24 protein-coding genes, 1 tRNA gene and 1 pseudogene are annotated in these 26,909 nt (G+C 58.2%); 8 read left to right on the top strand and 18 right to left on the bottom strand.

What is annotated here, in order from left to right:
* Nucleotides 1–8 precede the first annotated feature (8 nt).
* Nucleotides 9–1,175 carry an amidohydrolase gene (locus C6Y32_RS00725; RefSeq protein WP_105203249.1) on the top strand — a complete coding sequence of 389 codons (1,167 nt, stop codon included), beginning with the start codon at nt 9–11 and terminating at the stop codon, nt 1,173–1,175.
* 89 nt (nt 1,176–1,264) lie between these two features.
* On the opposite strand, the gene C6Y32_RS00720 is transcribed toward C6Y32_RS00725, so the two are convergent.
* The 7 genes from C6Y32_RS00720 to C6Y32_RS00690 form a co-directional block, all read right to left on the bottom strand.
* The gene (locus C6Y32_RS00720) at nt 1,265–1,597 is read right to left on the bottom strand and encodes a helix-turn-helix domain-containing protein (RefSeq protein ID WP_105203248.1); all 333 of its coding nucleotides are present in this window, start codon (nt 1,595–1,597) and stop codon (nt 1,265–1,267) included.
* A gap of 125 nt (nt 1,598–1,722) precedes the next feature.
* Nucleotides 1,723–3,237 (bottom strand): glycerol kinase GlpK, encoded by a 1,515-nt coding sequence (glpK, locus tag C6Y32_RS00715; RefSeq protein ID WP_105203247.1) that lies wholly within the window; start codon nt 3,235–3,237, stop codon nt 1,723–1,725.
* A 149-nt stretch (nt 3,238–3,386) separates the two neighbouring features.
* Nucleotides 3,387–4,589 (bottom strand): LL-diaminopimelate aminotransferase, encoded by a 1,203-nt coding sequence (locus C6Y32_RS00710; RefSeq protein ID WP_105203246.1) that lies wholly within the window; start codon nt 4,587–4,589, stop codon nt 3,387–3,389.
* An 82-nt stretch (nt 4,590–4,671) separates the two neighbouring features.
* A complete protein-coding gene (locus tag C6Y32_RS00705) occupies nt 4,672–6,282 on the bottom strand; it encodes a CTP synthase (RefSeq protein ID WP_105203245.1) in 1,611 nt (536 codons plus the stop codon).
* A gap of 59 nt (nt 6,283–6,341) precedes the next feature.
* A complete protein-coding gene (gene dapF, locus C6Y32_RS00700; protein WP_105203244.1) occupies nt 6,342–7,181 on the bottom strand; it encodes a diaminopimelate epimerase in 840 nt (279 codons plus the stop codon).
* 41 nt (nt 7,182–7,222) lie between these two features.
* Nucleotides 7,223–7,792, bottom strand: coding sequence for an ANTAR domain-containing response regulator (locus C6Y32_RS00695; protein ID WP_105203243.1), 570 nt, complete (start codon nt 7,790–7,792; stop codon nt 7,223–7,225).
* A gap of 35 nt (nt 7,793–7,827) precedes the next feature.
* Nucleotides 7,828–9,147, bottom strand: coding sequence for a glutamine synthetase family protein (locus C6Y32_RS00690; RefSeq protein WP_105203242.1), 1,320 nt, complete (start codon nt 9,145–9,147; stop codon nt 7,828–7,830).
* A 442-nt stretch (nt 9,148–9,589) separates the two neighbouring features.
* On the opposite strand from C6Y32_RS00690, the gene C6Y32_RS00685 reads away from it, so the two are divergent.
* The 5 genes from C6Y32_RS00685 (at nt 9,590) to C6Y32_RS00665 (ending at nt 13,974) form a co-directional block, all read left to right on the top strand.
* On the top strand, nt 9,590–11,683 hold the full coding sequence (locus tag C6Y32_RS00685; protein ID WP_105203241.1) for a glutamine synthetase III family protein: 2,094 nt from the start codon (nt 9,590–9,592) through the stop codon (nt 11,681–11,683).
* A gap of 332 nt (nt 11,684–12,015) precedes the next feature.
* Nucleotides 12,016–12,228 carry a hypothetical protein gene (locus C6Y32_RS00680; protein WP_105203240.1) on the top strand — a complete coding sequence of 71 codons (213 nt, stop codon included), beginning with the start codon at nt 12,016–12,018 and terminating at the stop codon, nt 12,226–12,228.
* Nucleotides 12,229–12,339: 111 nt separating this feature from the next.
* Nucleotides 12,340–12,681 carry a DUF134 domain-containing protein gene (locus C6Y32_RS00675; protein ID WP_105203239.1) on the top strand — a complete coding sequence of 114 codons (342 nt, stop codon included), beginning with the start codon at nt 12,340–12,342 and terminating at the stop codon, nt 12,679–12,681.
* A gap of 85 nt (nt 12,682–12,766) precedes the next feature.
* Nucleotides 12,767–13,615, top strand: coding sequence for an Mrp/NBP35 family ATP-binding protein (locus C6Y32_RS00670; protein WP_105203238.1), 849 nt, complete (start codon nt 12,767–12,769; stop codon nt 13,613–13,615).
* Between the two features lie 5 nt (nt 13,616–13,620).
* Nucleotides 13,621–13,974, top strand: coding sequence for a NifB/NifX family molybdenum-iron cluster-binding protein (locus C6Y32_RS00665; protein ID WP_105203237.1), 354 nt, complete (start codon nt 13,621–13,623; stop codon nt 13,972–13,974).
* A 546-nt stretch (nt 13,975–14,520) separates the two neighbouring features.
* Here C6Y32_RS00665 and C6Y32_RS00660 read toward each other — a convergent pair.
* From C6Y32_RS00660 to C6Y32_RS00625, 7 genes and pseudogenes are all read right to left on the bottom strand, one after another.
* A complete protein-coding gene (locus C6Y32_RS00660; RefSeq protein ID WP_105203236.1) occupies nt 14,521–15,237 on the bottom strand; it encodes a hypothetical protein in 717 nt (238 codons plus the stop codon).
* Between the two features lies 1 nt (nt 15,238).
* On the bottom strand, nt 15,239–16,639 hold the full coding sequence (locus tag C6Y32_RS00655; RefSeq protein WP_105203235.1) for a MurT ligase domain-containing protein: 1,401 nt from the start codon (nt 16,637–16,639) through the stop codon (nt 15,239–15,241).
* Nucleotides 16,640–16,961: 322 nt separating this feature from the next.
* Nucleotides 16,962–17,267: a hypothetical protein gene (locus tag C6Y32_RS00650; RefSeq protein ID WP_105203234.1), complete on the bottom strand. Its 306-nt coding sequence runs from the start codon at nt 17,265–17,267 to the stop codon at nt 16,962–16,964.
* A gap of 305 nt (nt 17,268–17,572) precedes the next feature.
* Nucleotides 17,573–17,929: a hypothetical protein gene (locus C6Y32_RS15820; protein ID WP_370738800.1), complete on the bottom strand. Its 357-nt coding sequence runs from the start codon at nt 17,927–17,929 to the stop codon at nt 17,573–17,575.
* A gap of 535 nt (nt 17,930–18,464) precedes the next feature.
* Complete coding sequence (locus tag C6Y32_RS00635) at nt 18,465–18,644, bottom strand: hypothetical protein (protein ID WP_105203231.1); 180 nt, start codon at nt 18,642–18,644, stop codon at nt 18,465–18,467.
* Nucleotides 18,645–18,651: 7 nt separating this feature from the next.
* Nucleotides 18,652–18,903: a hypothetical protein gene (locus tag C6Y32_RS00630; RefSeq protein ID WP_105203230.1), complete on the bottom strand. Its 252-nt coding sequence runs from the start codon at nt 18,901–18,903 to the stop codon at nt 18,652–18,654.
* 154 nt (nt 18,904–19,057) lie between these two features.
* Nucleotides 19,058–20,184, bottom strand: a pseudogene (locus tag C6Y32_RS00625) (aldo/keto reductase).
* A gap of 545 nt (nt 20,185–20,729) precedes the next feature.
* Between C6Y32_RS00625 and C6Y32_RS00620 the strand changes: the two are divergent.
* Both C6Y32_RS00620 and C6Y32_RS00615 read left to right on the top strand, forming a co-directional pair.
* Complete coding sequence (locus C6Y32_RS00620) at nt 20,730–21,722, top strand: LacI family DNA-binding transcriptional regulator (RefSeq protein WP_105203229.1); 993 nt, start codon at nt 20,730–20,732, stop codon at nt 21,720–21,722.
* Between the two features lie 266 nt (nt 21,723–21,988).
* Nucleotides 21,989–23,422, top strand: a complete 1,434-nt coding sequence (locus C6Y32_RS00615) for an ADP-ribosylglycohydrolase family protein (protein WP_105203228.1) — start codon at nt 21,989–21,991, stop codon at nt 23,420–23,422.
* Nucleotides 23,423–23,757: 335 nt separating this feature from the next.
* Here the strand turns inward: C6Y32_RS00615 and C6Y32_RS00610 are convergent.
* The 4 genes from C6Y32_RS00610 to C6Y32_RS00595 all read right to left on the bottom strand — a co-directional run bounded on the left by C6Y32_RS00610 (nt 23,758) and on the right by C6Y32_RS00595 (nt 26,898).
* Nucleotides 23,758–23,839: transfer RNA gene (locus tag C6Y32_RS00610), tRNA-Leu, on the bottom strand.
* 41 nt (nt 23,840–23,880) lie between these two features.
* The gene (locus tag C6Y32_RS00605) at nt 23,881–25,143 is read right to left on the bottom strand and encodes a methionine gamma-lyase family protein (protein ID WP_370738799.1); all 1,263 of its coding nucleotides are present in this window, start codon (nt 25,141–25,143) and stop codon (nt 23,881–23,883) included.
* Nucleotides 25,143–25,880, bottom strand: coding sequence for a GNAT family N-acetyltransferase (locus C6Y32_RS00600; RefSeq protein WP_105203226.1), 738 nt, complete (start codon nt 25,878–25,880; stop codon nt 25,143–25,145). Before C6Y32_RS00600 ends, C6Y32_RS00605 begins: the two co-directional genes overlap by 1 nt.
* Nucleotides 25,870–26,898, bottom strand: a complete 1,029-nt coding sequence (locus C6Y32_RS00595; RefSeq protein WP_129589350.1) for a M42 family metallopeptidase — start codon at nt 26,896–26,898, stop codon at nt 25,870–25,872. Before C6Y32_RS00595 ends, C6Y32_RS00600 begins: the two co-directional genes overlap by 11 nt.
* Nucleotides 26,899–26,909 lie beyond the last annotated feature (11 nt).

Genomic DNA, 26,909 nt, shown 5'->3' with positions numbered 1-26,909 from the left:
GAGACCTTATGAAGACCATTAAAGAGATCGCCCCCGCCTACAGCGACTATGCCGTAGCCATGCGCCGCACCTTTCACCAGCACCCCGAGGCGAGCATGCAGGAGACCTGGACCTGCGCTAAGATCTGCCAGGAGCTGCGGGATATGGGGATCCGCCACCAGGTGGTGGCGGGCACCGGCGTGGTGGCTACCCTGGGCCGGGGCGACGGCAAGACGGTGATGCTGCGGGCCGACATGGACGCCCTGACCGTGACCGAGGAGACCGGGCTCGATTTTTGTTCGCAGCAGCCGGGCATGATGCACGCCTGCGGCCACGACGGCCACATGGCCATGCTGCTGACGGCGGCCAAACTTCTGCAGGAGGTAGAGGAGCAGCTGGCCGGCACGGTAAAACTGTTTTTTCAGCCCGGCGAAGAGGTAGGGCTGGGGGCCAAGGCGATGATCGCCGCCGGGGCGCTGGAAGGGGTGGATGGCTGCTTTGGCATCCACCTGTGGTCGGATATCCCCACCGGCAAGATCTCGGTAGAGGCCGGGCCGCGCATGGCCTCGGCCGATCGGTTTGAACTGACTATCACCGGCAAGAGCGGGCACGGCTCGATGCCCCATCAGGGCGCGGATGCGGTGCTGGCGGCAGCAGCGGTGGTAATGAACCTGCAGCAGATCGCCAGCCGCCGCACCGACCCGCTGGAGTCGGCGGTAGTGACGGTGGGCACCGTAGAGGGGGGCAGCCGCTGGAACGTGCTGGCCGGCGAGGCCAAGCTGACCGGCACTACCCGCACCTTTAGCAGCGAGATATGCCGGGATTTCCCGGCCATGATCGAGCAGATCGCCACCTCTACCGCTATGGCTTACGGCGCCACCGCCCGGCTAGACTACACCCCGCTGCTGGGGCCCACCGTAAACGATGAGACCTGCTCGGCCATTGCCGCCGATGCGGTGCGTGCGCTGTGCGGCGAAAAGGCACTGTACCACTTTGAGCGCATCACCGGCGGCGAGGACTTCTCGTACTACCTGCAAGAGGTACCGGGCTGCTTGGCATTTGTGGGCATCCGCAGCGAGGAAAAGGGGTCTACCTACCCCCACCACCATGAAAAATTCCAGATGGATGAGGACGCACTGATCACCGGGGCGGCACTGTATGCCCAGTTCGCAGTAGATTTTTTGGCCAAGTTTTAAAGTATATCTAAAAGAGCGGGGCGGCACTTTGGTGCCGCCCCGCTCGCAGATATCGAACACTGCTGCCGACTGGATGACCGATCTTGATATTAGTCGGGGTCTTTTTCCAGCAGGTGGGTGATGGTGGTCTCGATGAACAGGCGGTCTTTTTCGCTCATCTGGCGGTACTCGTCCATAATGCGCTCCTCCCGGGCATCCCACTCAAAAGTGAGGTTGCGTCCAAACAGAATACTGGCATCTACCCCCAGCGCAGTGGCCAGCCGATACATGGTATCCAGGGTGGGATTGGCCTTACCCGACTCGATCAGACTGATGCGGCGCGGTTCGATCTTGGCTCGATAGGCCAGGTCTTCCTGGGTGAGATCGCGGGTCTTGCGCAGCGATTTGATGTTTCTTCCGACGCGGTTTTTGAGTGTTTGCATAGTGCTCCCTTCTCGGTGATCATGGGCGGGTACAGAGCGCTGCCCCGGGCGACATTTCCTGCCTCTCTATCATAGACGCATTTTTTGTAGAGACATGGCGAAATTTGTCGCATATATCGCAATTTCTATGTTTTTGTTTTCGGCTGCTGTTTATTTTCCCACTGCAGAGAGCGGCCTACCGCCCGCTGCCAGCCGGTCAACAGCTTTTGCCGCCGCTCGGGCTCCATAGCGGGGTAAAAGCTGCGCTGGACCTGCCAGTTGCGCACGATCTCCTGCTCGTTTTTCCAGTAGCCGACTGCCAGGCCGGCCAGGTAGGCCGCACCCAGGGCCGTGGTCTCGGTACAGGTAGGGCGGCAGATGGGGCGGGCCAGCACATCGGCCTGGAACTGGAGCAAAAAGTCGTTTTGCGAGGCGCCGCCATCTACTTTTAGCTGGCTTAAGTGCATGCCGCTATCGGCTTCCATAGCCTGCAGCACGTCGTGCACCTGGTAGGCGATAGACTCGAGCGCGGCGCGGATGATGTGGTTTTTGCCGGTGCCGCGGGTGATGCCGACGATGGCTCCACGGGCATAGGGGTCCCAGTGGGGGGCGCCCAGGCCGGTGAAGGCCGGCACCAGATACACCCCGCCGGTGTCCTCGACCTTGGAGGCGAAATAGGCGGTGTCGGCGGCGGATTCGACCAGTTTCATCTCGTCGCGCAGCCACTGTACCACTGCGCCGCCCACAAAGATAGAGCCCTCCAGCGCGTAGGTGACCCGGTCGCCGAGCCCCCAGGCGACGGTGGTGATGAGCCCGTTTTGTGAGGCCACCGGTCTCTCGCCGGTATTCATCAGCAAAAAGCAGCCGGTGCCGTAGGTGTTTTTGGCGTCGCCGCCGGCAAAGCAGGCCTGCCCAAACAGGGCCGCCTGCTGATCGCCCGCAGCACCGGCGATGGGGATCTTGCCGCCGAAGATGCGCGGGTCGGTGTGGCCGTAGACCCAGCTGGAGGGCTTTGGCTGCGGCAGCATGCTGGCGGGAATGTCCAGCAGCGCCAGTATCTCGGGGTCCCACTGCAGAGTGTGGATGTCAAAAAGCATGGTGCGCGAGGCGTTGGAGTAGTCGGTCACATGCACCTTTTTGCCCGACAGCCGCCAGATGAGCCAGCTGTCGACGGTGCCGAACAGCAGCTCGCCCCGCTGGGCCCGCTCGCGGGCGCCGGGCACGTTTTCGAGTATCCAGCGGATCTTGGTACCGGAAAAATAGGGGTCGATGGGCAGGCCGGTCTTGCGGCGGATCATCTCGCCGCAGCCGTCTTGTTCGAGCTGGGCGCAGTAGTCGGCGGTGCGGCGGCACTGCCAGACGATGGCATTATAAACCGGCTCGCCGGTCTGGCGGTCCCAGACGATGGTGCTCTCGCGCTGGTTGGTGATGCCGATGGCGGCGATCTGCTCGCTCTGGGCGCCGATCTTATAGAGTGCCTCCCCCGCCACACCGACCTGTGTGGACCAGATATCCATGGGATCGTGCTCCACCCAGCCCGGCTGGGGGTAGATCTGCCGATACTCCTTTTGGGCCACACTGCACACTCGGCCCTGACGGTCAAACAGGATGCAGCGCGAACTGGTGGTCCCCTGATCCAGAGCCATGATATACTGCTCCATATGCTTTCCCCCAAATCATCACAACTTGTATGTTTCGTATAATCAGTATACTACAAACCGTGATTTATGCAAATCCCTATGTTTTGTACAACGCCGCCTATATAGATAGACCGGGCAGACAGCCGATCGGCTGTCTGCCCGGTCTATTTTCACTGTCCCGCGCTTTGCCCGGGTATCCCCTTTTGTATAAAGCGCTCCATAGCGCGGACCGTATCGTCGCGGCCGGCAAAGGAGGAAAGCCGCAGATAACCCTCACCGCTGCTGCCAAAACCGGCCCCCGGCGTGCTGACGATATGGCAGGTGTGCAGCAGATATTCGAAATACGCCCAGGAGCCCATACCGCTGGGACACTTGAGCCATACGTACGGCGAGTGCTCGCCGCCCACGTGCCAGATGCCGAGCTCTTCGAGCGCGCTCTTGATGATGCGGCCGTTTTCGCGGTAGTAGGCGATGGCCGAGCGGGTCTGCTCGATCCCCTCGGGAGAGAATACCGCCTCGGCCCCGCGCTGCACGATGTAGGAGACGCCGTTAAATTTGGTGGTCTGCCGGCGCAGCCACATGCGCCGCAGCTCCAGCCCCTCACGTACCAATCGGCGGGGCACCACCGTATAGCCACAGCGGGTGCCGGTAAAGCCCGCCGTTTTTGACAGCGAACAGATCTCGATGGCACAGGTCTTGGCCCCGCGGATCTCGAAGATGCTGTGGGGCAGGTCGGGGGTGGCGATGAACGACTCGTAGGCGGCGTCGAAGATGATGATAGCACCCATGTCGTTGGCGTAATCCACCCATTTTTCGAGTTGCGCGCGGGAATAGACCGCCCCGGTGGGATTGCCGGGCGAACACAGGTAGATGATATCGGCCTGTATGCTCTTGTCCGGCAGCGGTAAAAAGCCATTTTGCTCACTGGCGTGCATGTAGAGGATCTTGCGGCCAGCCATGATGTTGGTGTCCTCGTACACCGGATATACCGGGTTTGGGATAAGGACGGTGTTATCGCGGTCGAACAGATCGAGAATGTTGCCCAGATCGCTGTTGGCCCCGTCGCTGACAAAGATCTCGTCCATCTCGAGCCGCACCCCGTAGCGGCGGTAGTAGCCCCTTATGGCGCTGCGCAAAAAGTCGTACCCCTGCTCGGGCCCGTAACCGTGAAAAGTGCCTTTGCGGCCCATCTCTTGTACCGCTTGCTGCATGGCGTGCACCACCGCCGGGCACAGGGGGATACTCACATCGCCCACACCCAGACGAATGATATCGGCTTTGGGATCTTGGGCGCGGTAGTCCTCGGTCTTTTTGACAATAGAGGAAAAGAAGTAGCTGTTTTGTAGATGGCGGTATCCCTGGTTGAGTTTCATGTTGCTCCCCTCTCTGCGGTATATGTAGGCGGGTTCCGGCCCGCAGGGCATGTGCTGTTTGCTGTTTACTGTTTACTGTATGCTACCGCGCTTTTTGTCGGCGTAGGGCCGCCTCGACAAAGGCGCGAAAAATGGGGTGGGCGTGGTTGGGGCGGCTCTTAAATTCGGGGTGGAATTGCACCCCTACGTAAAACGGGTGGGCGGGGATCTCGACGGCCTCGACCAGGCGGCCGTCGGGCGAGGTACCGGTAATGAGCATACCGGCCGACTCGTACTGTTCGCGGTAGTGGTTAGCGAACTCGTACCGGTGGCGGTGGCGCTCGCTGATGAGCTGCTGGCCGTAGGCGCGCATGAGCTGACTGCCGGGCGAGAGCTGGCAGGGATAGGCGCCCAGACGCATAGTGCCGCCTTTGGGCAGGTCGCCGTGCTGGTCGGGCATGAGATCGATGACCGAGTGAGGGCCATCGGGGTAAAACTCGCTGGAGTTGGCCCCGTCGAGCTGCAGCACATGGCGGGCAAATTCGATGGCGGCGATCTGCATACCCAGACAGATACCCAGGTAGGGGATGTTGTTTTTGCGGGCGTATTTGGCGGCGGCGACCATCCCCTCGATACCCCGGTCGCCGAAGCCGCCGGGCACCAGGATGCCGTCGCAGCCCCGCAGCTTTTCACCGGCGGTGCGGTCGGTTATCTCCTCGGCTTCCAGCCAGCGTATCTCGACCTCAGCGGCATTTTCGTAACCGGCATGAGCCAGCGCCTCGACGACCGAGAGGTACGCATCGTGCAGCTTGATGTATTTGCCCACCAGGGCGATGGTGACCTTTTCGCAGCGGGCGGCGATGCGGTCTAACATCTGCTGCCAGTCGCCCAGATCGGGGGCGGGGGCGGTGATGTGCAGTTTGCGGCAGACGATGTCGGAAAAATGCTGCTGCTCGAGCATGATGGGGGCCTGGTAGAGGTGGGGCAGCGTGACGTTTTCGAGCACGCAGTCGGGCTCGACATTGCAAAACAGCGATATCTTCTCTTTGATACCGGGGCCCAGCGGCTCGTCGGAGCGCAGTACGATGACCCCGGGCAGGATACCCACCCCCATGAGCTGTTTGACCGAGTGCTGGGTGGGCTTTGACTTGTGCTCGCCGGAGGACCGCAGGTAGGGTACCAGTGTGACGTGGATGAACAGGCTGTTTTGCGGCCCCACCTCCAGTGAGACCTGGCGAATGGCCTCTAAAAAGGGCTGACTCTCGATATCGCCGATGGTGCCGCCGATCTCGGTGATGACCACATCGGCCGATGAGGAGCGGCCTACCGCGTAGATAAAATCTTTGATCTCGGAGGTGATGTGGGGGATGACCTGCACAGTCTCACCCAGGTACTGGCCACGGCGCTCCTTGTTGAGCACGTTCCAGTACACCTTGCCGGTGGTGAGATTGGAAAAGCGATTGAGATCCTCATCGATAAACCGCTCGTAGTGGCCCAGGTCGAGATCGGTCTCGGCCCCGTCTTCGGTGACGAACACCTCCCCGTGCTGATAGGGACTCATGGTGCCGGGATCTACATTTATATAGGGGTCGAGCTTTTGGGCGGCCACCTGCAGGCCCCGCGCCTTGAGCAGCCGGCCCAGCGAGGCGGCGGTGATACCTTTGCCCAGGCCGGAAACCACGCCGCCGGTCACGAAAATATACTTTGTCTCCATCTTCTCTTTTCCTCCCTGCCTGCTTGGCTCTTTGTTATATTGGGCGGTAGAGCACCGGCTCATACCTCTGCGGTGCCGGTGAAAGCCACTTCTGCCGGGCCGGTCATATACACCGTCTCGGGCGCATAGCGCACGGTGAGCGCGCCGCCGCGCAGCTGCACCTGTACCTCGGTATTGCGGGCGCACAGGCCGGCGGCCACCGCCGCACACACCGCCGCACAGGCGCCGGTGCCGCAGGCCAGCGTTTCGCCGCTGCCCCGCTCGTGTACCCGCATGCGCAGCAGATCAGGCCCCAGCACCTGCACGAACTCGGTGTTGACGCCCTGCGGGAATAGCCCGCTGCGCTCGAAATCTCGCCCCAGAGAGACCAGATCGAGCTGCTCGACGGCGGGCAGGAACACCACGCAGTGGGGGTTGCCCATAGAGAGGCAGGTGATCTCGTACCGGCGGCCCCCCACCTTGACCGGCGTGCCCACTACCCGTGCACCGGGCAGATCGACCGGGATCTGCTCGGGCCGCCAGACCGGGGGGCCCATATCGACGGTGGCCCCCACCGCCCTAGAACCGACGATCTGCATCTGCAGTGTCTTTATACCGCTGGCGGTCTCGACTGTGATCTGCCGCTTTTTGCAGTAGCCGCTGTCGTAGAGGTATTTGCCCACACAGCGGATGGCGTTGCCGCACATTTTCCCCTCACTGCCGTCGGCGTTGTACATGCGCATGCGGGCGGCGGCCACAGAAGAGGGACAGATGAGCACGATGCCGTCGCCGCCGATGCCAAAGTGGCGGTCGGACAGCTGTTTGGCCAGCGAAGCCGGTTTTGGCACTGTGTGTTTCAGACAATCGAAATAGATATAGTCGTTGCCACAGCCGTGCATTTTGACAAACGGCAGCTGCATGGTCGCTTCCCTCCTTTATGGCCGTGCGGACTTTCTGCCGCTCAGTTCTCGTAGGTCTTGAGGATGTTTTTGGCCACCTGGCCGCGGGTGATGCGCAGATCCATAGCCTGTTTTTCGATATAGCGGTGGGCCTGGGGCTCGGTCATATCCAGGTATTGGATCAGGGCGCATTTGGCACGGTCGACCAATCGGATCTCCTGGATACGACCGTGCAATTTTACGTTTTCGCGGTGCAGGCCCTGCAGGCGGTAGCGCTGGCCGGCGGCCATGCGCAGCACCCGCAAAAATTGCGGCCGGCTCAGCGGGCTGTCGGCCACCAGTACACCGTAGGGCTCTACCCGGGGGGCGATATCGCCGTACTCCTCCCGCCGGACCGCCAGCACTACCCCGCCGGTACTGCTCTCGGCCAGCTGTATGGCCAGCTCGTGGCCGTACTCGTCGGGCAGCGGGGCGCAGATGAGCACCAGATCGAACTCGGCCTGATCCAGCTGCCGCCGGGCGGCACCGCCGGAACCGGCCACCAAGATGCGCGCATAACCGGCTGTTTTGAGCAGTGCGCCGAGCGGTTGGGCGCGCTGGGCGTCGGCGCCGGATACGATGAGTGCCTGCATCTGCTGTTCCCCCCTTTTTAGCTGGCTGACCGCCCTTAAATATAGTAGAAGTAGCGGTCGCGCTCGTACCGGTCGCGGTCCTCGGCGCTGGTGCAGCCCTCCCAGCTGCGGCGCTTGGCATCTACCATTTGGCGGATCATCCGCGCCGGCAGGTGCGCGCGCACAAAATCGGACTGTTGGGCCAGCTGCAGCGCCCGGCCCAAGCTGTCGGGCAGCGGCTGCACACCGCTCAGGGCCGCTTTGTCGGCACTGTAGGTGTTTAGATCGAGTGGGGCGCCCAGCGGCTTTTGCTGTACGATCCCCTCCAAGCCCGCCCAGATGAGCAGGGCAAACACCACGTAGGGGTTGCAGGACGGATCGGGCGAGCGCAGCTCCATGCGCGCCTTCTCGCCCTGCGCGGCGGGGATGCGAATGAGCTGAGAGCGGTTCTGGTGCGACCAGCTGATGTATTTGGGGGCCTCGAAAGCGCCCAGGCGCCGATAGGAATTGGTGAGCGGATTGCAAAAGAGCGTGATCTCGGCGATGCGGTCCAGAATGCCGGCGATAAAGCTCTCGGCTTGGGGAGAATGCCCCTGGCCGGCGGGGACAAAGATATTTTGCCCGTCTTTTTGCAGCGACATATTCACGTGCAGGCCGCTGCCGCTGTGCTTTTTGAGCGGCTTGGGCATAAAGGAGGCATACAGGCCGTTTTGCGCGGCCAGCACCCGCACCAGCGACTTGAAGGTGACCAGATTGTCGGCGGCGGTCAGGGCACCGGTATAGGCAAAATCCACCTCGTTTTGGCCCGGACCCTGCTCGTGGTGAGAGCTCTCGGGGCGCAGGCCCATCTCCTCCATGGTGAGGCAGATCTCGCGGCGGATGTTCTCCCCCCGGTCCATGGGGGCGGTATCGAAATAGCCGGCGCGATCGTGGGGGGTACCGGTGGGGTTTTGGTGTTCGTCGGTCTCGAACAGGTAAAACTCGCACTCGGCCCCGATCTGGCAGCGGTAACCGGCCTGTTCGAGATCGGCCACCGCCCGCCTCAGCAGCGCCCGGCCGTCGCCGTCGAAGGTGCGGCCGTCGGGGTGACGGATATCACAGTAAAAGCGCAGTACCCGCCCCTGCTGGGGTCTCCATGGCAAAATGGCCATGGTGGACGGGTCGGGAAACAAAAACAGGTCGGATTCCTCGACGTTCATAAAGCCCTCTACTGCCGAGGCGTCGAAGCTGATGCCGTCGGCAAAGGCACGGGGCAATTCGCCGGCCATGATGGCAATATTTTTAAGAGAGCCGAACATATCACAAAATGCCAGCCGCACGAATTTGACGTCGTTTTCCTCGACGAACTGCAAGATCTCCTGCACGGTATAATCCATTCTCTACCCGCCTTTCTGTACCGGGGCGCTGCCCGACACACTGCATATGAACCGCCGGCAGCGGCGCTATATCCACAAAAAAAGAGTGCTCACCCAGGGGGCACCGGCCACTGCTGCCCCTCTAAGATGAACACCTTTGTCCACACATTATTCACGATATCAGAAGTATACCGCCCGCAAGATCGGTTGTCAATAAGTCTGCACAACAAAAATGCGAAAAAACTGTGTAATAGTGACGGCGCCTTTTACCTAAAAGGGGCGGGTGACGGTCTTTAGGGATAGCGAAATTTTGCTACAAAAAACTGTTGACAACGCGCCGGACGGGGTTTATACTGCATCCATGGAAAAACAGCAAAGGCGCTGCGGGCCGCATGGCCCCGGCGCCTTTTTTGCGTGGGGAGAGCGGCAAGCAGGCGCCGGCGACACACGAGGAGGAATTTCGATGGCGCATATCAGCGATACTTTTGGCAGTATGGTTTTTGGCGACAGCGCTATGCGCGAGCGACTGCCCCAAGAGACCTACCGGGCTCTGCAGCGGACCATTTGCGACGGGCGGAGTTTAGACCGCAGCGTGGCCAATGTAGTGGCCAACGCCATGAAAGATTGGGCTACCGAAAAGGGGGCCACCCATTTTACCCACTGGTTTCAGCCCATGACCGGCATCACGGCCGAAAAGCACGAGAGTTTTTTGGCCCCCGACGGGATATCGGGGCGCCCAATCTTGGAGTTTTCGGGCAGAGAGCTCATCAAAGGTGAGCCCGACGCCTCCAGCTTTCCCTCCGGCGGGCTGCGGGCCACCTTTGAGGCCCGGGGCTACACCGCCTGGGACCCGACCTCCTACGCCTTTATCAAAGACGACACGCTCTGCATCCCCACCGCTTTTTGCTCGTACGGCGGCCATGCACTGGACAAAAAAACACCGCTGCTGCGCTCGATGGAGGCGCTCAACCGGCAGGCCATGCGCATAATGAAGCTGTTTGGCAACGACGATGTGCGCCGGGTAAACACCACGGTGGGCTGTGAGCAGGAGTATTTTCTCATCGATAAGGCGCTCTACTGGCGGCGGCCGGACCTGCGCTTTACCGGGCGCACACTGTTTGGCGCCAAGCCGCCCAAGGGACAGGAGCTGGACGACCACTACTTTGGCGCTCTAAAGCCGCGGGTAGCCGCCTTTATGGCCGATTTGGACCGGGAATTGTGGAGGCTTGGCATTTTTGCCAAGACTGAGCACAACGAAGTGGCCCCCGCCCAGCACGAGCTGGCCCCGGTGTTTACCACTGCCAACATCGCCGCCGACCAGAACCAGCTGGTGATGGAGTATATGAAAAAGGTGGCCGACCGGCACGGTATGTGCTGCCTGCTGCACGAAAAACCGTTTGCCGGTATCAACGGCTCGGGCAAGCACAACAACTGGTCGCTGACGACCAATACCGGTATCAACCTGCTCGACCCGGGCGACACCCCCCACGAAAATGCCCAGTTCCTGCTGTTTTTGTGTGCAGTGATCTTGGCGGTGGACGAGTACCAGGACCTGTTGCGGGCCGCGGTGGCCACGGCGGGCAACGACCACCGGCTGGGCGGCAACGAGGCGCCTCCGGCCATCATCTCGATGTTTGTGGGCGACGAACTGTCGGCAGTACTGGGGGCCATTGAGCGCGGTGAGCGGTATGTGCAGAGCGAGCGCAGCGTGATGCGCACCGGTGTGCACGTGCTGCCTAAGATCCCACAGGATACCACCGACCGCAACCGCACCTCTCCGTTTGCCTTTACCGGCAATAAGTTCGAATTCCGCATGCCGGGCTCGGCGATCTCCCCCTCGGGGCCCAACACGGTACTCAATACCATCGTGGCCGAGGCGCTGTGCCGCTTTGCCGATACGCTGGAGGAGGCCGATGACTTTGACACCGCCCTCAACAGCCTGTTGCGTACCACTTTAAAAGAACACGGCCGCATCTTGTTTGGCGGCAACGGCTACACCGGCGACTGGAGCGACGAGGCCGAGCGGCGCGGGCTGTCGAACTTAAAATCGACCGCCGACGCGCTGCCGGCATTGGTAGCCCCCAAAAATGTTGCGCTGTACACCCGGCACAAGGTGTTTTCTGCATGTGAGCTGCGCGCCCGCTACGAGATCATGCTGGAAGAGTACACCAAGGTGTTGGGCATTGAGGCGCTGACTATGCTGGAGATGGCCAAACGGGATATTTTGCCGGCTGTGAGCTGCTATACCTCTACTCTGTCGGCAGCTATCGCGGCCAAAAAGGCGGTAGACGGCGGCTTGCCCTGCACCTATGAGCAGGATACTCTGCGCCAGCTCTGCGCGCTGAGCGACTGCCTTTATCGCAAAGTTGAGCGGCTGGACAGTGCACTGCTGGAGGGCGGCAACTGCAGCGACTCGCTGGAGCTGGCCCAGCACTACCGCCGAAGCGTGTTTGCCGCCATGCAGGAGATGCGGGCGGTAGCCGACGAGATGGAGACGCTGCTGCCCCGCACCAGCTGGCCCTACCCCACCTACGAAGAACTGCTGTTTAGCGTATAAAAGCCCCGTTCGGCACCCCAAAACACCGGTAAAAACCTACCGTATATAAAGCGGCTGCCTGCCGCCCGATATCGCCCCAAAGTTAGAGAGATCCTGTCAGGAGAGCGATACCTGTATGCGGCAGGGTGGCACTCTCTTCTTTTCCCACCCATCCAAATAGAAAAAGAGTCTCCTCCCCGAGGCTCTTTTTCTATTTGGATGTGACCGCCTCTTATCGCGTGATGGACGGCTTTTGGCCGCAGTGTTCCCACGGCCGTTGCGCCGGATGCCGGCAGATGCTATACTGGTAGACATACGAGAAGGGGCCTGCTTTTATTGAGGAGGATACCAATATGAAAAAGAGATGGATGGGCCTGCTGGTGGCGCTGGGGTGCGCCTGCCCGGCATTGTTTAGCGGCGTGCTGGCTGCCGGTGTGGCCACCGGCGACGAGGCGGCAGCGCAGAAAGGGCTGTCGCCGGTGGTGATCGCGCTGATCGTGGCCGGAGTGGTCATTGTGGCCGGAGTCGTGTTTGCGGTGATCAAAAAGAAGAAAGGCGACCAATAACTGGCTCTACCAGGCCTATTGACTTCGATCTGGCAGCGGCGTATAATGTGCGTAGTGTGCATATGCACACTACGCACATTTTGCAGTTTACACGGATAAGGGGGGAGTGCTATGCCGCCGGTAAAGAAGTGCCGCCGGGTCTGTTTTGAGCCGGCTTGCCGTCAGTTTGGCCCGGCCGTAGCAGAGGGCACGCCCCTGCGCATCACGCTGGAGGAGGCCGAGGCCCTGCGCCTATCTGACCTGGAAGGGCTGGACCAATTAGCCGGTGCGGCCGAGATGAACATCTCCCGCGGGACCTATCAGCGCATTTTGGCGGCGGCCCGCCAAAAGGTGGCCGACGCGCTGATCAATGCCCGGGCCCTGTATATCGAGGGCGGCCAGTACGAACTGGTGCGGGAGGGCCGCGGCTGCCAAAAGATGTGTAAAAACTGTACCTTTTGCCAGATGAGGTAGATCGGGCGGCAGGGTCTCTGACCGGCCGTCTTGCCCCTGCCGATGCTTTAGCCGGCAGGAGATGTAAAAAAATGGAGATGAAACTATGGCAGAACAGAATTGTACCCACGACTGTTCCTCCTGCGGCGAGAACTGTCCCTCCCGCAAACAGGACCCGGCCAGCTTTTTGGAGAAGCCCCATCAGCTGAGCTCTATTAAAAAAGTGATCGCCGTTGCCAGCGGCAAAGGCGGCGTAGGCAAGAGCCTGGTCACCTCGATGCTGGCGGTGGAGATGGCCCGCCGCGGCTATAAGACCGCCGTGCTGGACGCCGACATCACCGGCCCCTCTATTCCCAAGGTATTTGGCATCCATCAGCGCGCCTATTCCGACGAGATCGGTATCTACCCCGCAGTCAGCGAGAAAGGTACCCAGGTCATCTCGTCGAACATGCTGCTGGAGACCGAGGACACCCCGGTCATCTGGCGCGGTCCGGTGCTGGCCGGCGTAGTCAAACAGTTTTGGACCGACGTGATCTGGAAAGACGTAGATTTTATGTTTGTCGACCTGCCGCCGGGAACCGGTGACGTGCCGCTGACGGTGTTCCAGTCGATCCCCGTCGACGGCGTGATGGTGGTCACCACCCCGCAGGACCTGGTGTCGATGATCGTGTCGAAGGCGCTAAACATGGCCGGCGCCATGCACATCCCCACCCTGGGACTGATCGAAAACATGAGCTATGTGGAGTGCCCGGACTGCGGCAAGAAGATCCACATCTTCGGCGAGGGACGCACCCAGCACGTGGCCGACCAGTTTGGCATTCCGCTGCTGGCCCAGCTGCCCATCGACCCCGCGGTGCCCGCCCTGTGCGATGCCGGCCGGGTAGAGTACGTGCAGATGCCCTATTTGCAGCGCGCCTGCGACGTAGCTGAAAAGTTGATCAAAGAGGAGGCCTAGAGACAATGACCATTGCGATCCCCACTTTAGACGGACAGGTCTCGGCCCATTTTGGCAAGACCCGCGATTTTACCCTGTTTTCTATCTCGGATGACCGACAGGTGACCGGTACCCGTACCGTGATCAACCCGGTGCACGACCACAATCAGCTGGGCGATATGCTCAAGCAAAATGGCGTGGACCTGGTCATCTGCGGCGGCATGGGCCAAGGCGCCCGGGACAAGCTGGCCGCTGTTGGCATTTTGGTGCTGGGCGGCGTGACCGGCGACATCCACCAGGTGGTGAGCGGCTACCTCGACGGCAGCTTGCAGCCCACCGGTACCGGCCAGTGTAACTGCGGTGGACATCACCACGCATAAAGTGCGGCCACACCCGTTTACAGTGCGCCGGCACAGCCGGCAAAACAAATAAAGACAGACCACCACAGGGCGGAGATCGGGCGGCAGGAGCCGCTGGTCCTTGCCCTGTTTTTTAATAAATTGTGAGGAGACCGCAACCTTTTTGCAAACGATGCGCGCGGGGCCTTGACCTGGAGCGGGCTCCAGGTAGTATACTGCTGTCAGAGCAGCAGACCGGCGTCTGCAGCGCAGTGGAGACAAAGTGCAGCGATCACCTGCACTGCGCGGCCGGTACTCGCATGCTAAAACAAGGTGGCCGCGGCAGCCGGTGCCGGCACAGACGACCGGGAGAGAAGAGGCATGCAGATACCACTCTATCTATTTGCTGCCAGCAGCCGCCATCGCATAGATATTGGCGGGTCTATTAGCTACCCGCCGGCAGAGCCACACAGCGCGCATAGGCTCTGCCAGTCGTTATGTTATTTCCTTTTTAGATTTTTTGTGCTGAGACCGAAAAGAAGCGGCAGCTCTGCTGAGTACAGAGCTGCCGCTTCTTACTGTGCTTTTTTATTCGTACTGTACTTTGGGATCTTTAAACTCGGCCAGGCGCTGCTGATAGGCTTGCTCCACTACTTCAGGGTAGGCCAGCTGCGGCTGTTCTACTCCCATTTTGCCAAGCAGGTAGCGGGTAAAGGGCGGGTTGAGCACCAGCAGTGGTCCCACCAAATAGGTACCGTAAAAGCTGCCGCGGCGCACCCCTTCTAACCGAGACTGTTTGTTGAGGCCGATGCCCCGGTTGACCGGCATGAAAGCGCAATTTTCGTTGTCGCCGTAAGCCATGGTGAACTGGGTCTTAAAGCCGATGATATCCATGTCCTCGAAGGTGCCCCATACCAGACCATTATAGCGGTGAAACAGGTCGCGCTTGGCATAAAAGCCGGCGAAAATGCCCAACCCCTGATCGCGGGTGCCATCCTCGTTCTCCATGTAATCGAAAAACACCTCGCAGGCGTTTCCAGTGGCTAAAAAGATGGTCTTCTGCCCATCGATGAGCTGACAGATGCGCGCTTGGTAGGGCTGCAGTTTATCAGCGATCTTCTGCTGGGCGCGCTCGGTCATGGCGCCGATATAGACCAGCGCCACCTCCTCGGTGACAAAAGCCGGTTCGCTGTCAAACGGAGTATAGACGAACTCGGCCTGGGGCAAACACTGCTGCAGGTACTTCATGTTGCTGGAGTCGCCGAACAGATTGCACATTTCGGGGAACAGAACTTCGATCTTCATCTCAGGCCACCCCTTTCTGCAGTTTTTCCAGTATCTTTTTTTGCAGCGCCACCGACACATCGTAGGTATACAGATCATTTAGGATGAATACGGTGTCTACCTCGTCGAGCCGCAGCATATCGGCAGCCCGTTCATCCTGCGGACAGGCCTGTGCCCGGTCGGCGGGTATGCCGGCCATAAGGCAGCGCAGCTGGTAATCCAGCGCCCGCACCCCTACGCAGAGCACCTGGTTTATATCGGGGTGATCTAAAAACTCAAAATCAGTGTCGAACAGCCAGGCGATATTCTCGGAGGTCTCCTGTTTGTCGAAGTAATCGTAGTTGAGCAGCACCACCGCCTTTTTACCCGGTTGATGGCGCACAAAGTCGAACACACGGGAGCAGGCGATGGGGTTTTGGCCTTTGGCCAGCATCATCACCACCCGCTTATCGCCCACGATGTCCTCCTCAAAACGGGTCTTGACGATCTGCATGGCATCGAAGGCGGCGGTGATCTTTTGCTGGCTGAGACCCAGCTCGGACAGGAGCGCCACGGCGGTGACGGTGTTGTAGATGTCGGTGATGTTGTCGCCCACCAGCCGATAGGTCTGCCGGCCAGAAGGCGTATCGATCTGTAGCAGGTGGCGCTGATAGTCGATATCCTGCACCGCATAATCGAGATCGGGCGAGCCGAAATCGCAGTTGGGGCAGTGGGCGCGGCCGATGTGATTATAGCGGATATACTCGAACTGGAGCTTGGCCCCACACTGCGGGCAGACCAGGATATCGTGAATGATATTACCCTGACTGGTACTCTTGGCGTCGCCGGCGGCAATGCCAAAATACACCCGGCTGTTTTGCGGGCACAGGTGATTGCTGACCAGATCCTCGCCGTTTAAGATGAGCTTGGTATCGGGGGCGATATTGCTCTGCAAGATCGAGGAGATAAAGTCTACGTGGGCGTTGCGCTTGTACGAGTCGCGGAACAGGTTGGTGATGACCAGGTAGTCGAGATGTACATAGGGCAGTATCTTCGGGGCCATGCGCTCATCGATCTCCAGCACGGCCAGCTCTTTTTTGCTGCCGCCCAAAAGCCCACAGCTATCTAGCAGTACGGTGGCGATACCGGCGTTGGTGTTGGAGCCGAACCGGTTGCCGATGGGGGTATACCCACTTTTTTCTAGTACATCACCCACCAGGTTGGAAACCGTGGTCTTGCCGTTGGTGCCGGTAACGCCGATGACGGTTTTTGGTTTGCCCACCTGCCCCAAAAAGTTGGGGCACAGGCGGATAGCGGTGTTGCCCGGCAGGTAGGTGCCGTTACGGCCCAGCAGCTTTAGGGCCAACTTCATGGCTTTAGCCACCCACAGGGCAAAAATAAAGCGCAAAGTCCTCTTCTCTTTCATGCCTTTTTCATACTCCATTACTCAATTAGTGCCCCGCTACTTCCAAATAGCCGGGCGGCAGACCCGATCTTGGCCGATCGCAGCCATGTCTGCCTTACTATCATAGCATTTTGCCTGTTGACATGCCAGATATTTTGCCAATTCTTAAAAAATTATAAGATAAACAGTCGCTTTTTGTCGCCCTGTTTTAGCAGATATGGAATTACCGGTAAGTATGCCCTATTTTATACCGGTAGCGCCACTTTGCACAGCTATCAAAAAAATCTGCTAAAACGCTCAATAGTCAGGGCCCGCTCCCCATTTTGGGGAGCGGGCCCTGACTGCATTTGATCTGCCACCGTCAAGCGGCGACATACCCCTGGTACCACGCCTGCTGCAGCGGCGGAGGCAGGGGCTGGCCCTGCAGCTCCCGCCAGTCGCCGGGATCTACCACCAGCAGCAGGTCGGCCACGATGTCATCGATATCGGTGGTCATGCGGCCCAGCTTTCTGGCAAAGAGCAGCATTTGTGTGTTGGCCAGATAGGGGTGCTGTTCGGCAAACTGCAACTCGGCGGCAGTTGCACCGGTCACATGTACGCGCAGCGAGACGATCTTGTAAATTCGCCCCAACGCCATACATTGCGGATACATTTTTTTGAATTCCATCGTGATACCTCCTTTTCGCGGTGGTCCCCGGATCGGCGAGGTGTTTCCAATTTCTGGTTTCATTGTATGCCTGTATCCGGTAGATTACAAGGGCTACTTTATGAACTTTTTAGCACCTTATCACGCAAAACTCCACCGAATCAGGACTACGCCGTCTTTTAGGTGATCGATATCTTATCAGCAACGCTCAAAACAGGGCAAAAGGCGCTCTGCTCCGGTGGGTAAAGCGCCTTTTGATTTTTTACGCATACCCCACTGTCTGCCCCCATAGCAACAGACCACTAGGCCGCCGGTAAATTCCAGCACTACCTGCTGGAATTTACCGCTCCAGCGAGCCCAGCGACCATCGCTGACCCCGGCCAGCCCCAAGCTGATAAGCAGCACCGGGTTCGTGGCATAAAACACATTGGAAAAACCATCGCCGTAAGCATCAGCCAGTACGGTGAGCTGCCGCGAGATACTGCACAGATTGGCCATAGGCGCATGAGTAAAAAGGCTTTGGCTAAATCGGAAGCGATAAAAAAGTCCATTACCAGCGCGATGCGGTACAAGAAGAGCACCGCCACCCCTATGGGGAGCTGCTGCATCAGTCCGGTGGACCGGTGCAGCACCGTATCGAGCACCTTGTCCTCGGTCAAGGTGCATTTGGCGGAGCTGGCCATCAGGATCAGCAATACTGCCGGCAAGATACTTACGGCCCCGCCGCGAATCGTGCCCTCCAACCGATCCCAGCCGATACTGCACGGCTTGGTGGGCAGCACACCGACCACCAGAAATACAAGCGCGACGAACGGTATGAGCGCTACTTGCAGCGCCGAAAAAAGGCGAGAGCAAAATGAGCGCTACACCGCCGGCCAATGTGCCGACGAAGGTCCGCAGGCCCCGTTCCATCTGCCACTGGCAGAAAAAAGTGGCGCCGCTGCACTGCCCGGGGCGGGCTTTCTGGCCTTTTTAGCACAGCGCACCAGAAAGATAGACAGAACCAGACAGAAGAGCAAAAGGTGAGCAGCCGCAAGCTGATACTGAAAAATAGCGGTAGCCCAGCCGATCTTTGCGCTACCCCCACGTAACTGGGTGGTAGACACCGGAAAAATACCCGCAGCCCACCGCCAGCAGACTTATGCTCATACCGGTAAGGCTATCCCCACCACTGACACCGCCAGTGCCACAGCAATAGGCACCAGCGGCACACATTCCTCAAAGCTGCCCACCAGTGCCCCCAGCGCCATAAAAAACAGGGTGATACAGCACAGCAATGTGTACTACCGGCTCTCGGTAACGCCACACGATCTTTTTCAGCATATAGGAGATGATCCCGCCCTGGCCGAGGATGTGGAAGGTGCCGCCCACGATGAGCAGAAAGGCGATGATAGCCAAAATGGTGTCACCGCCTTGAGCCGTCAATACGAAAAGCGGCGACAGCAGTCACCTCCAAAAGAGCAGTCCTCCCTGCTACCTGATGGTAGGTATCCGCCACCATCACCTGTTGCCCCACCTGCATTTGCTGCTGATAGCTGCCGATGGGAATAAGCAGCGTCAGTGCATAGGTGGCCACCATGGGCACCAGCAGCATAATGGGTGCAGTGACAAACGATCTGACGCTGATGTCAAGGCTGTGCTTTTTGTCCTTTTGCATCACCAGTATCCCTCTCAAGACCACCCAAGCCGCCGAGTGAGACCTTAAAATGGCTGTATTGTATACCTCTATCTATGCGCAATCTGTGCGCGCATACAAGAGGCGGCACCCCCTAAGGAATGCCGCCTCTTATCAGATAGTTGGTCAGGTCTGCTTATTTTTCGAAAGTTGCCGCCACTTCTTTCAGGTGGCGCACGATCTCGATATGCTGGGGACAGCTGCGCTCACACTGTTTGCAGCCGATACAGTCGGAGGCTTTGCCGGCTGTTTTGGTATAGTTATTATAGTAGACCTGTTGGGTGGAAAATCCCTTATTGAGGGCCTGCTTCTCAGCGTTATAGAGGGCAAAATACTGGGGGATGGGGATCTGTTTAGGGCAGCCGTCGACGCAGTAGCGACAGCCGGTACAGGGGACGGCGATGGCGGCATTGATCAGGTCTACTGCCTGGCGCACCACCGCCTGCTCTTCATCGCTGAGGGGAATAAACTGCTGCATATAGCCGGTATTATCGAGCAGCTGCGGCAGGCTGGACATGCCGCTGAGCACCACCATGACCCCCTCTAAGCTGGCGGCAAAGCGGATGGCCCATGACGGGACCGAGTTTTGCGGCGCAAAGCGGGTGAAGAGCTCTTTGGCACTGGGGGGCACTTCGGCCAGCGTACCGCCTTTTACCGGCTCCATAACGATGACCGGCTTGCCGTGCTTTTGCGCTACCTGGTAGCAGGCGCCCGACTGAATGCTGGGATTGTCCCAATCGAGATAGTTGAGCTGCAGCTGCACGAATTCCACCTCGGGGTGAGCGGTCAGGATCTCGTCGAGCAGCTGGGCACTGTCGTGGAAAGAAAAACCGATATGGCGGATCTTCCCCTCTGCTTTTTCTGGCTGATAAAGTCGAAGCTGTGAAACTTCTGCGCGATCTGGTAGTGGGACACATTGAGATTGTGCAGCAGGTAGTAATCGAAGTACTCCACACCACATTTTTCGAGTTGTTCATCGAAGATGCGCTGCTGATCCTCTTCTTTTTTTAAAAACATGATGGGCATTTTGGTGGCTACGGTAAAGGTATCTCGCGGGTGCCGTTTGACCAGCGCCTCGCGCAGGACCTCTTCGCTGTGAAAGGCGTGGTACATATAGGCGGTATCGAAATACGTAAAACCGCGCTGTAAAAATGTATCTACCATCTGCTCGACCTGGGGCATATCTACGCTGGTCTGGTCAGCGGTGTCGCGCACGGGCATGCGCATCAAGCCAAAGCCCAATTTTTTTACCGGTCTCTCCATCCTGTAAACCTCCTGTTTGGGGCAGTCCCGACATCGGGGCATGCTGTTTCACCTGTGTCAATTTATAGTAACACCTGGAGTGGGCTCCAAGTCAAGCGATACCGAAAAATTTTGTCAAACGCCTGCTGGCAGGTGAAGCTCTGTGCAGCAGACGCGGATCTACGAAAAGGAAAACAAGGCGGCGGCCCAGTACGGGCAGCCGCCTTATTCATTGTAAGACACGTTATAAGCATGTTCAAAATAAAACTTTTTCACTGTCCATCATAAACGGAAATCGTTTCTTCTCTATCAGGATAAGTATTTACAACAGGAGGAATTCTGTTGTGGAGCCATCCCCCCACTTGACCGCCAACTAGATGGGTGGAGCAATTGACACAATAGGCAGCATGTGATTATCCACAAACGCATATGGCGATTCCTGTGCACATAATCACTAGACAAGTTTTGTGATCGTATCTATAATGACAATAAAGATTTAGGAAAACGTTTACCTATAACGTTAACCTACAATAATTTTTATATAAATTGATTGTGAGGGGTAGAAATTGAAGAAAAAAACGATGAAAGATATCGCGATGGAAGCTGGCGTTTCTATCACAACGGTTTCTAAAATATTGAACAACGTAGACATGCATATCAGTGAAGCGACCAGAGAAAGAGTATTGGGGATCGTTCAGAAGTACCACTATGTCCCCAATGAGATCGCCAAGGGGCTGCGGCGTAAGAGCAGCAATATGATCGGGGTCGTTACCTATGATATTGCCGACCCTTATATCGCTAAAATTGTAACTGGAATCGAATCGGCCTGTAGGGCAAAAGGTATCAGCGTTCTCATTTGTAATACCGATACAGAGAAATCCTCGGAGCTGGATAGTTTTCGTTTCCTGCGCTCAAAAATGGTTGATGGGATCATCTTTCTGCGCAGCTTATCTTCTGAGAACGCGGAATCTATCTCGCAATTCAAAATCCCAATTGTTGTTGTCGACCATGGTTTTTCCACAGATATATCTGATGTAGGTATCGTGGATGTCAACTCCCATGCGGCAGCCTATAAGGCCACTGAACTACTCATCCGCAAAGGCTGCCGCCAGATCTCCTATATCGGACCCTCCCCCTCCACCGGTTCCACCCGTATTGAGGGCTATATAAATGCCCTAAAAGACTGTGGCCGGGAGATCCGTGCAGATCTCATATACCAGCAGGGCGATTTTAGCTCCGAAACAGGGCTCCATGGGATCGCGAGCCTTTTCTCTGGCGGGTGTATTGATGGGGTCTTGTGTGGCAACGACCTGATCGCAGCAGGCGCGCTTCTTGCCCTCAGCGAAAAGCGTTTGCGTGTACCCGAAGACGTCAAGGTGGTCGGCATCGACAATATCTCTATTTCCCAATATCTCAATCCCCCCCTCACAACTGTGGACCTGCACGGCCGCGAAGTGGGCGTTGAGAGTGCAGAAATGCTGATGTCCCGGATCCAAAACGATGTTCCCCTGGGCGAAAAATTCATTGACTGTGAGATCGTGTCACGAAAATCCGTATAAGGGCTCAATGTTTTTATTTGTGTGAACTTACATGGTATGTTTTGCCGCGGTGCCAGCCGGCAACGCCCCTCTTCTCTCCGGCATGGTAGCCCTTGTGTTTGCCCGCTGTTTGGCCACAAGGCTTACCCTGACGACGTTTCACCACCCAGCATAGATTTTGGGCTGTATCCCCTATATTTTCGCTATTTTGCTGTTTATCGGCAGTGGAATAAAAAATTATTTAAGGAGGGGGAGCGATACTTTCACATATTGCTCCCGGAGAAAGTATGAAACATTTTATGGAGAACGACATGTTTGCCCTGTATACTGCCCGTGTGTATTACGATTGGCAGCAGGCGAGAGATGAGGGGCGCGATGTTGCGCATCTGGAGGAGGTGTGTAAAGCCATACAAAAAAGATTCTACTCGGACGACCGGCAGGATTCCATTGGCGATCTTGAGGTCGCTTATGCACTGGAAAGGAAGATGCGGGAAGCGCCGATCAAGGAAAAAACGGATCATGTTGAGCCGTCGGTCTACGAGGAAATTCTGCAAGAGCGGCCTGAAAAAAAGCGAGAAATCGCCAACATACCAGATGAGACCATCAAGGATCGCATCCTTGGAGGCTGGACGGGAAGAATCGTCGGCTGTCTTCTCGGCAAGCCCCTCGAGTTTTGGAAGCATGAGAACCTCCTCAGTATGTTAAAAGAAATAGATAACTATCCCGTAAATCGCTATGTATCCACCAAAGACTTTACCCCGGACATGATCGAAAAGTACAACATCAAGACGGGTTCGCCTCTGATCAAACAGCCGTGGATCGACGAGCTGAAGGGGTATGCGCCTACGGACGATGACACCAACTATACTGTACTCAATTTGAAACTCATGGAGGAGTTTGGGTACGATTTTGACCCCGGTGATGTGTTGTTTGCATGGATCAACTGGGTCCCGGCTGGACTGTGTTTTACGGCGGAACGAATAGCCTATAAAAATGTGCTCCGAGGGCTGTCTGCTCCCGCGACTGCCACCTTCCAAAATCCTTATAGAGAGTGGGTGGGGGCGCAGATCAGAGCGGAGATGTTCGGTTGGGTGAATCCCGGCAATACCGTGGCCGCCGCCGAGGCAGCTTTTCGAGATGCTTGCGTATCTCATACGAGAAATGGCATCTACGGCGAGATGTTTACAGCAGCCATGGTAGCAGCTGCCATGCATCTTACGGATGTGCGCGAGATCATAGAAGCGGGGCTTGCGGAGATCCCTGAGAACTCCAGGCTCACCAAGGCCGTGCGCTCCGCGATCGCCGAATTCGACAGTGGGATGACACTCGAGGAGTCTATAGAAGCGCTACATAACCAGCACGATGAATACAATATATTCGAGTGGTGCCACATTGTTCCCAACGAAAAGATCGTGGTGCTTTCTCTGCTACATTCGGGTGGTGATTTTTCACGGGCGATCGGAAACTGTGTATCGTTTGCCTTTGATACCGACTCCAATGCCGCGGTGGTAGGCGCGATCATGGGGACGCTCCTGGGCACTGCGGGGATCGAAGAAAAATGGACGATGCCCCTCGGTGGGCGCTTGGGAAGTACGGTGCTCGGCGAGGAGATGAACCGCATTGAAGATCTGGCAGAGCGGACATTCAAAATTGCCAAACGGGAGGTCACACCGAACACCGAGATAAAAGATGAATACCGTTACAGCGAAACCTTTGCGTAAACCTTTTGCATCATTGTGGCAGACAGCATCGGTCCTGTCGCTATACCATCACGAACATTTCTGCGGAAGAACAAACCGGTACCGATGAAAATCGTGCCCGCGGGAGCCTGTGCTCATATTTCAAAGTGAGGGAAGAACAGGTAACGGTTTCTCCCAAAGACAGCAGGATATTCCAGGCTCGATTCCGGCTAAATCGGGGAGTAAAAACAGACTTACATCAAGCTGTGAGGCGATATCGAATAGATACCGCCTCACAGCTTTTGTCTACAGCTCTCTAGAGCAAAATAAAGATCCGAACTCCTCCCTAATTGGGAAAAATCCGGATCATATCAGTTTGGTGCGGGAGATGGGACTTGAACCCACACACCGAAGTACTGGCTCCTAAGACCAGCGCGTCTGCCATTCCGCCACTCCCGCAAACACGATAGTAGTATACCGTATTTGCAGGGGCGTGTCAATCAGCTGCGGCGGTCGATCCGCCGCACGTTCTGGGCGGCGGTGAGGACCCCGATCTGGCCGGTGGCGAAGTTGAGCCCGCCCTGAAACCAGACGGCAAAAGGCTCGCGGATGGGAGCGTCGGCCGAGAGCTCGATAGAGGAACCCATGGTAAAGGCGCCGGCAGCCATAATGACCTGCGACTCGTAGCCGGGCATATCGCACGGTTCCGGCACGGCTGAGCTATCTACGGCGCTGCCGGCCTGGATGCCCTGACAGAAGGCACACAGCCGCCTTTCATCCCCCAGGCGAATAGCGGAGATGATATCGCCGCGGGGCTCTGTCACTTTGGGGAAGACCTCGTACCCCAACAGAGAAAACAGCGCGTTGGCAAATACCGAGACTTTCGTAGCCTGCCCAGTGACGGTGGGGGCGTGGTAGAGCCCCATATACAGCGCCCGATTTTGCCCCAGCGAACAGCCCAGCTCGCGGCCGGTACCGGGCGAGGTGAGACGGTAGGAGCAGAGCTCGACCAGGTCGTGGCGTCCGGCGATGTAGCCGCCGGACTGGGCGATACCACCGCCGGGATTTTTGATGAGCGAGCCCATGATGAGATCGGCCCCCACCTGAGTGGGCTCGATCTTCTGCACGAATTCACCGTAGCAGTTATCTACCATGATGATAGCACGGGGCTCGTGCTGGCGCACCAGGGCGATGACATCGCCGATCTCCTCGACGGTGAACGAGCGGCGCAGCGAGTACCCGCGGGAACGCTGTATGTACACCACCTTTTTGCCCACACAGCGGCGGGCGATCTCGGTGCGGTCGAAGGTGTCATCTTTTAGCTCGACCTGTTCATAGTGGATGCCAAAGTCTTTGAGCGAGCCGTTGCCGGTGCCCCGCAGACCGATGACCTCTTCCAGCGTGTCGTAGGGCTTGCCGGTGATCGACAGCATGGTATCGCCGGTGCGCAGTACACCGAACAGGGCCACTGTCAGCGCGTGCGTACCCGAGGCAAAGCCGCTGCGAAACAGGGCGTCTTCGGCTCCCACGATGGTGGCGAACACAGCGTCCAGTGCGTCGCGGCCACGGTCGCCATAGCCGTAACCGGTGGTATCGACCAGGTGTGATTCGGCGATCTGGTGCTGCTGGAACGCGTGCAGCACCTTGAGCTGGTTATACTGCGTGATCTCGTCGAGTTCGGCAAATTTATCGGCGCAAAGGTCCATGGCCTGCCGCTCTAGTTGCAGCAGCTCGTCGTCAAATGTAAAAAAATTTTGATCTATCACAAGTTTCCCTCCACAATGGTCCCAGCGGGGACATATCCGTTCTTTAAATAAAATGGCACCCGTTCTTCTCGGCAGCAGAGCCACAGCTGCTGCCCGACAAACTGGCCCTCTAGCGCACTCAACAGCGCGCTGGCCAGACCCCGGCGACGCCAGTTGGGCAGCACCGCGACCCCCTCTATAACACAGCCGCTTGGGGCGGCGGTGTATACACCGGCGGTGGCCACCAGCTTGCCGCCCTGATACCTGCCCAATACCCGGGCCTTTGAGTGGCGGACCCGGTGAGACAGATCACAGTACAGCCCGTCCACATCCAGCCCGCAAAATACCTGGCTCAAAAGCTGGGCTACTTCCCGCAGCGGCGGGCAGACAATCTCCGTATCGGCGGCAGGACCCGCCCGCGCTCGCCTGCGCAACACGGGGCGCTGGCACTCACACGGGGAAAACAGCGGCCGGTCGGCATAGTAGCGGCGCACCCCCAGCATGGGTAGAGCAGTAGGCGGCAGGGCCGTTACCCCGCACAGTGTAGCTATGTCGCCCTGCACGCAGAGCAGGCCATCTTCGCCGGCGCGATAAAACTGCAGCAGCGGGCTTTGCAGGCCGTAAGCCGCAAGCAAGCCTGCCAGCTTTACCGCCGGCAGGCCTGAAAGCACCGCTGTTTTTTCGTCCGCCAAAAATCCCGGCGGCAGCTGCTGCCGGCAGTGTACCGGCGTTAGGAGCAGCTGCTCAGCACACATGGTCGATCACGGCGTGCGTGAGTTCCATTACCGCCTGCAGGTCGCCCCAGTCGGCCACGCCGCTGGCCGTGTGCAGATTGCGGCAGGGCAGCGAGATAGCCAGCGTGCGCACCCCGGCGCGGGACTGGTGGATAGCCCCGGCATCGTTGCCGCCGAACACCCCTTTTTTGTACTGCAGAGGAATATTTTTTTCGCGGGAGAGATGGCCGGCCAGCTGTACCAGCTCCCGATCATAGATGGTGGAGCGGTCCATAAAGCCCACCACTGCGCCGGCACCCAGATCGCATACAGTATCGGCGGTGGACAGGCCCAGATTATCGGCTGCCGTGGTCGCCTCGATGATCAGGGCAACAGCGGGGTCGACGGAAAATGCAGCTGTTTTGGCCCCGCGCAGCCCCACCTCTTCCTGGGTACAAAATACCACCGTACAGCTGTTTTGCAGTTCCTGCTCCAGCAGCCACAACAAGACCGCGCAGCCCGCCCGATCATCGATGGCTTTGCCGGCAAAGCGATTGCCACCCAGCTGGGTAAACGGATAGGCAAAATAGGCCATATCGCCCGGCTGCACCACCTCTAGCGCCTGCTGGCGGTCGGCGGCGCCGATATCGATGGCCATATCGGAAAACTCGATACTCGCCTCGCGCTGTTTTTTGCTGAGCAGGTGGATGGGCACATTGCCGATAACGCCTGGGTGGCCGTTTACAGCGACGGTACGGCCCGGCGCCACCCGCGGATCGATCCCCCCTACCGGGGCAAAGTGCAGGTACCCCTGTTCATCGACCGAGGTGATGATAAAACCCACCTCATCCATATGTGCACTGACCATAATCGGTTTTGCGGGTATGCGGCGGCCGGGTTTTTGCACGATCAGGTTGCCCAGTGCATCGGTCTGCCAGGAGAGTCCCAATCGCTCTACCTCGCCGATCAGATAGGCGCGCACTGCGTCTTCGCTGCCCGAGGCGCCGTTTATCGCGCACAGTTCAGCTACCCTTCTCATCATTTCACTATTCACTTCCACTGCGCTCCCCC

This window comes from Neobittarella massiliensis (ex Bilen et al. 2018) (genome assembly GCF_900289145.1).
GTDB lineage: Bacteria > Bacillota > Clostridia > Oscillospirales > Ruminococcaceae > Neobittarella > Neobittarella massiliensis.
Note: the sequence above shows the minus strand (reverse complement) of the source record. Positions and strands in the feature narration are given on the sequence as shown.

What these genes read in the sequence shown, in the direction of transcription:
- C6Y32_RS00725 (WP_105203249.1), top strand. Translation starts at nt 9, where the DNA reads ATGAAGACCATTAAAGAGATCGCCCCCGCCTACAGCGACTATGCCGTA.
- C6Y32_RS00720 (WP_105203248.1), bottom strand. Translation starts at nt 1,597, where the DNA reads ATGCAAACACTCAAAAACCGCGTCGGAAGAAACATCAAATCGCTGCGC.
- glpK (WP_105203247.1), bottom strand. Translation starts at nt 3,237, where the DNA reads ATGGAGCAGTATATCATGGCTCTGGATCAGGGGACCACCAGTTCGCGC.
- C6Y32_RS00710 (WP_105203246.1), bottom strand. Translation starts at nt 4,589, where the DNA reads ATGAAACTCAACCAGGGATACCGCCATCTACAAAACAGCTACTTCTTT.
- C6Y32_RS00705 (WP_105203245.1), bottom strand. Translation starts at nt 6,282, where the DNA reads ATGGAGACAAAGTATATTTTCGTGACCGGCGGCGTGGTTTCCGGCCTG.
- dapF (WP_105203244.1), bottom strand. Translation starts at nt 7,181, where the DNA reads ATGCAGCTGCCGTTTGTCAAAATGCACGGCTGTGGCAACGACTATATC.
- C6Y32_RS00695 (WP_105203243.1), bottom strand. Translation starts at nt 7,792, where the DNA reads ATGCAGGCACTCATCGTATCCGGCGCCGACGCCCAGCGCGCCCAACCG.
- C6Y32_RS00690 (WP_105203242.1), bottom strand. Translation starts at nt 9,147, where the DNA reads ATGGATTATACCGTGCAGGAGATCTTGCAGTTCGTCGAGGAAAACGAC.
- C6Y32_RS00685 (WP_105203241.1), top strand. Translation starts at nt 9,590, where the DNA reads ATGGCGCATATCAGCGATACTTTTGGCAGTATGGTTTTTGGCGACAGC.
- C6Y32_RS00680 (WP_105203240.1), top strand. Translation starts at nt 12,016, where the DNA reads ATGAAAAAGAGATGGATGGGCCTGCTGGTGGCGCTGGGGTGCGCCTGC.
- C6Y32_RS00675 (WP_105203239.1), top strand. Translation starts at nt 12,340, where the DNA reads ATGCCGCCGGTAAAGAAGTGCCGCCGGGTCTGTTTTGAGCCGGCTTGC.
- C6Y32_RS00670 (WP_105203238.1), top strand. Translation starts at nt 12,767, where the DNA reads ATGGCAGAACAGAATTGTACCCACGACTGTTCCTCCTGCGGCGAGAAC.
- C6Y32_RS00665 (WP_105203237.1), top strand. Translation starts at nt 13,621, where the DNA reads ATGACCATTGCGATCCCCACTTTAGACGGACAGGTCTCGGCCCATTTT.
- C6Y32_RS00660 (WP_105203236.1), bottom strand. Translation starts at nt 15,237, where the DNA reads ATGAAGATCGAAGTTCTGTTCCCCGAAATGTGCAATCTGTTCGGCGAC.
- C6Y32_RS00655 (WP_105203235.1), bottom strand. Translation starts at nt 16,639, where the DNA reads ATGGAGTATGAAAAAGGCATGAAAGAGAAGAGGACTTTGCGCTTTATT.
- C6Y32_RS00650 (WP_105203234.1), bottom strand. Translation starts at nt 17,267, where the DNA reads ATGGAATTCAAAAAAATGTATCCGCAATGTATGGCGTTGGGGCGAATT.
- C6Y32_RS15820 (WP_370738800.1), bottom strand. Translation starts at nt 17,929, where the DNA reads ATGGCCAGCTCCGCCAAATGCACCTTGACCGAGGACAAGGTGCTCGAT.
- C6Y32_RS00630 (WP_105203230.1), bottom strand. Translation starts at nt 18,903, where the DNA reads ATGCAAAAGGACAAAAAGCACAGCCTTGACATCAGCGTCAGATCGTTT.
- C6Y32_RS00615 (WP_105203228.1), top strand. Translation starts at nt 21,989, where the DNA reads ATGAAACATTTTATGGAGAACGACATGTTTGCCCTGTATACTGCCCGT.
- C6Y32_RS00600 (WP_105203226.1), bottom strand. Translation starts at nt 25,880, where the DNA reads ATGTGTGCTGAGCAGCTGCTCCTAACGCCGGTACACTGCCGGCAGCAG.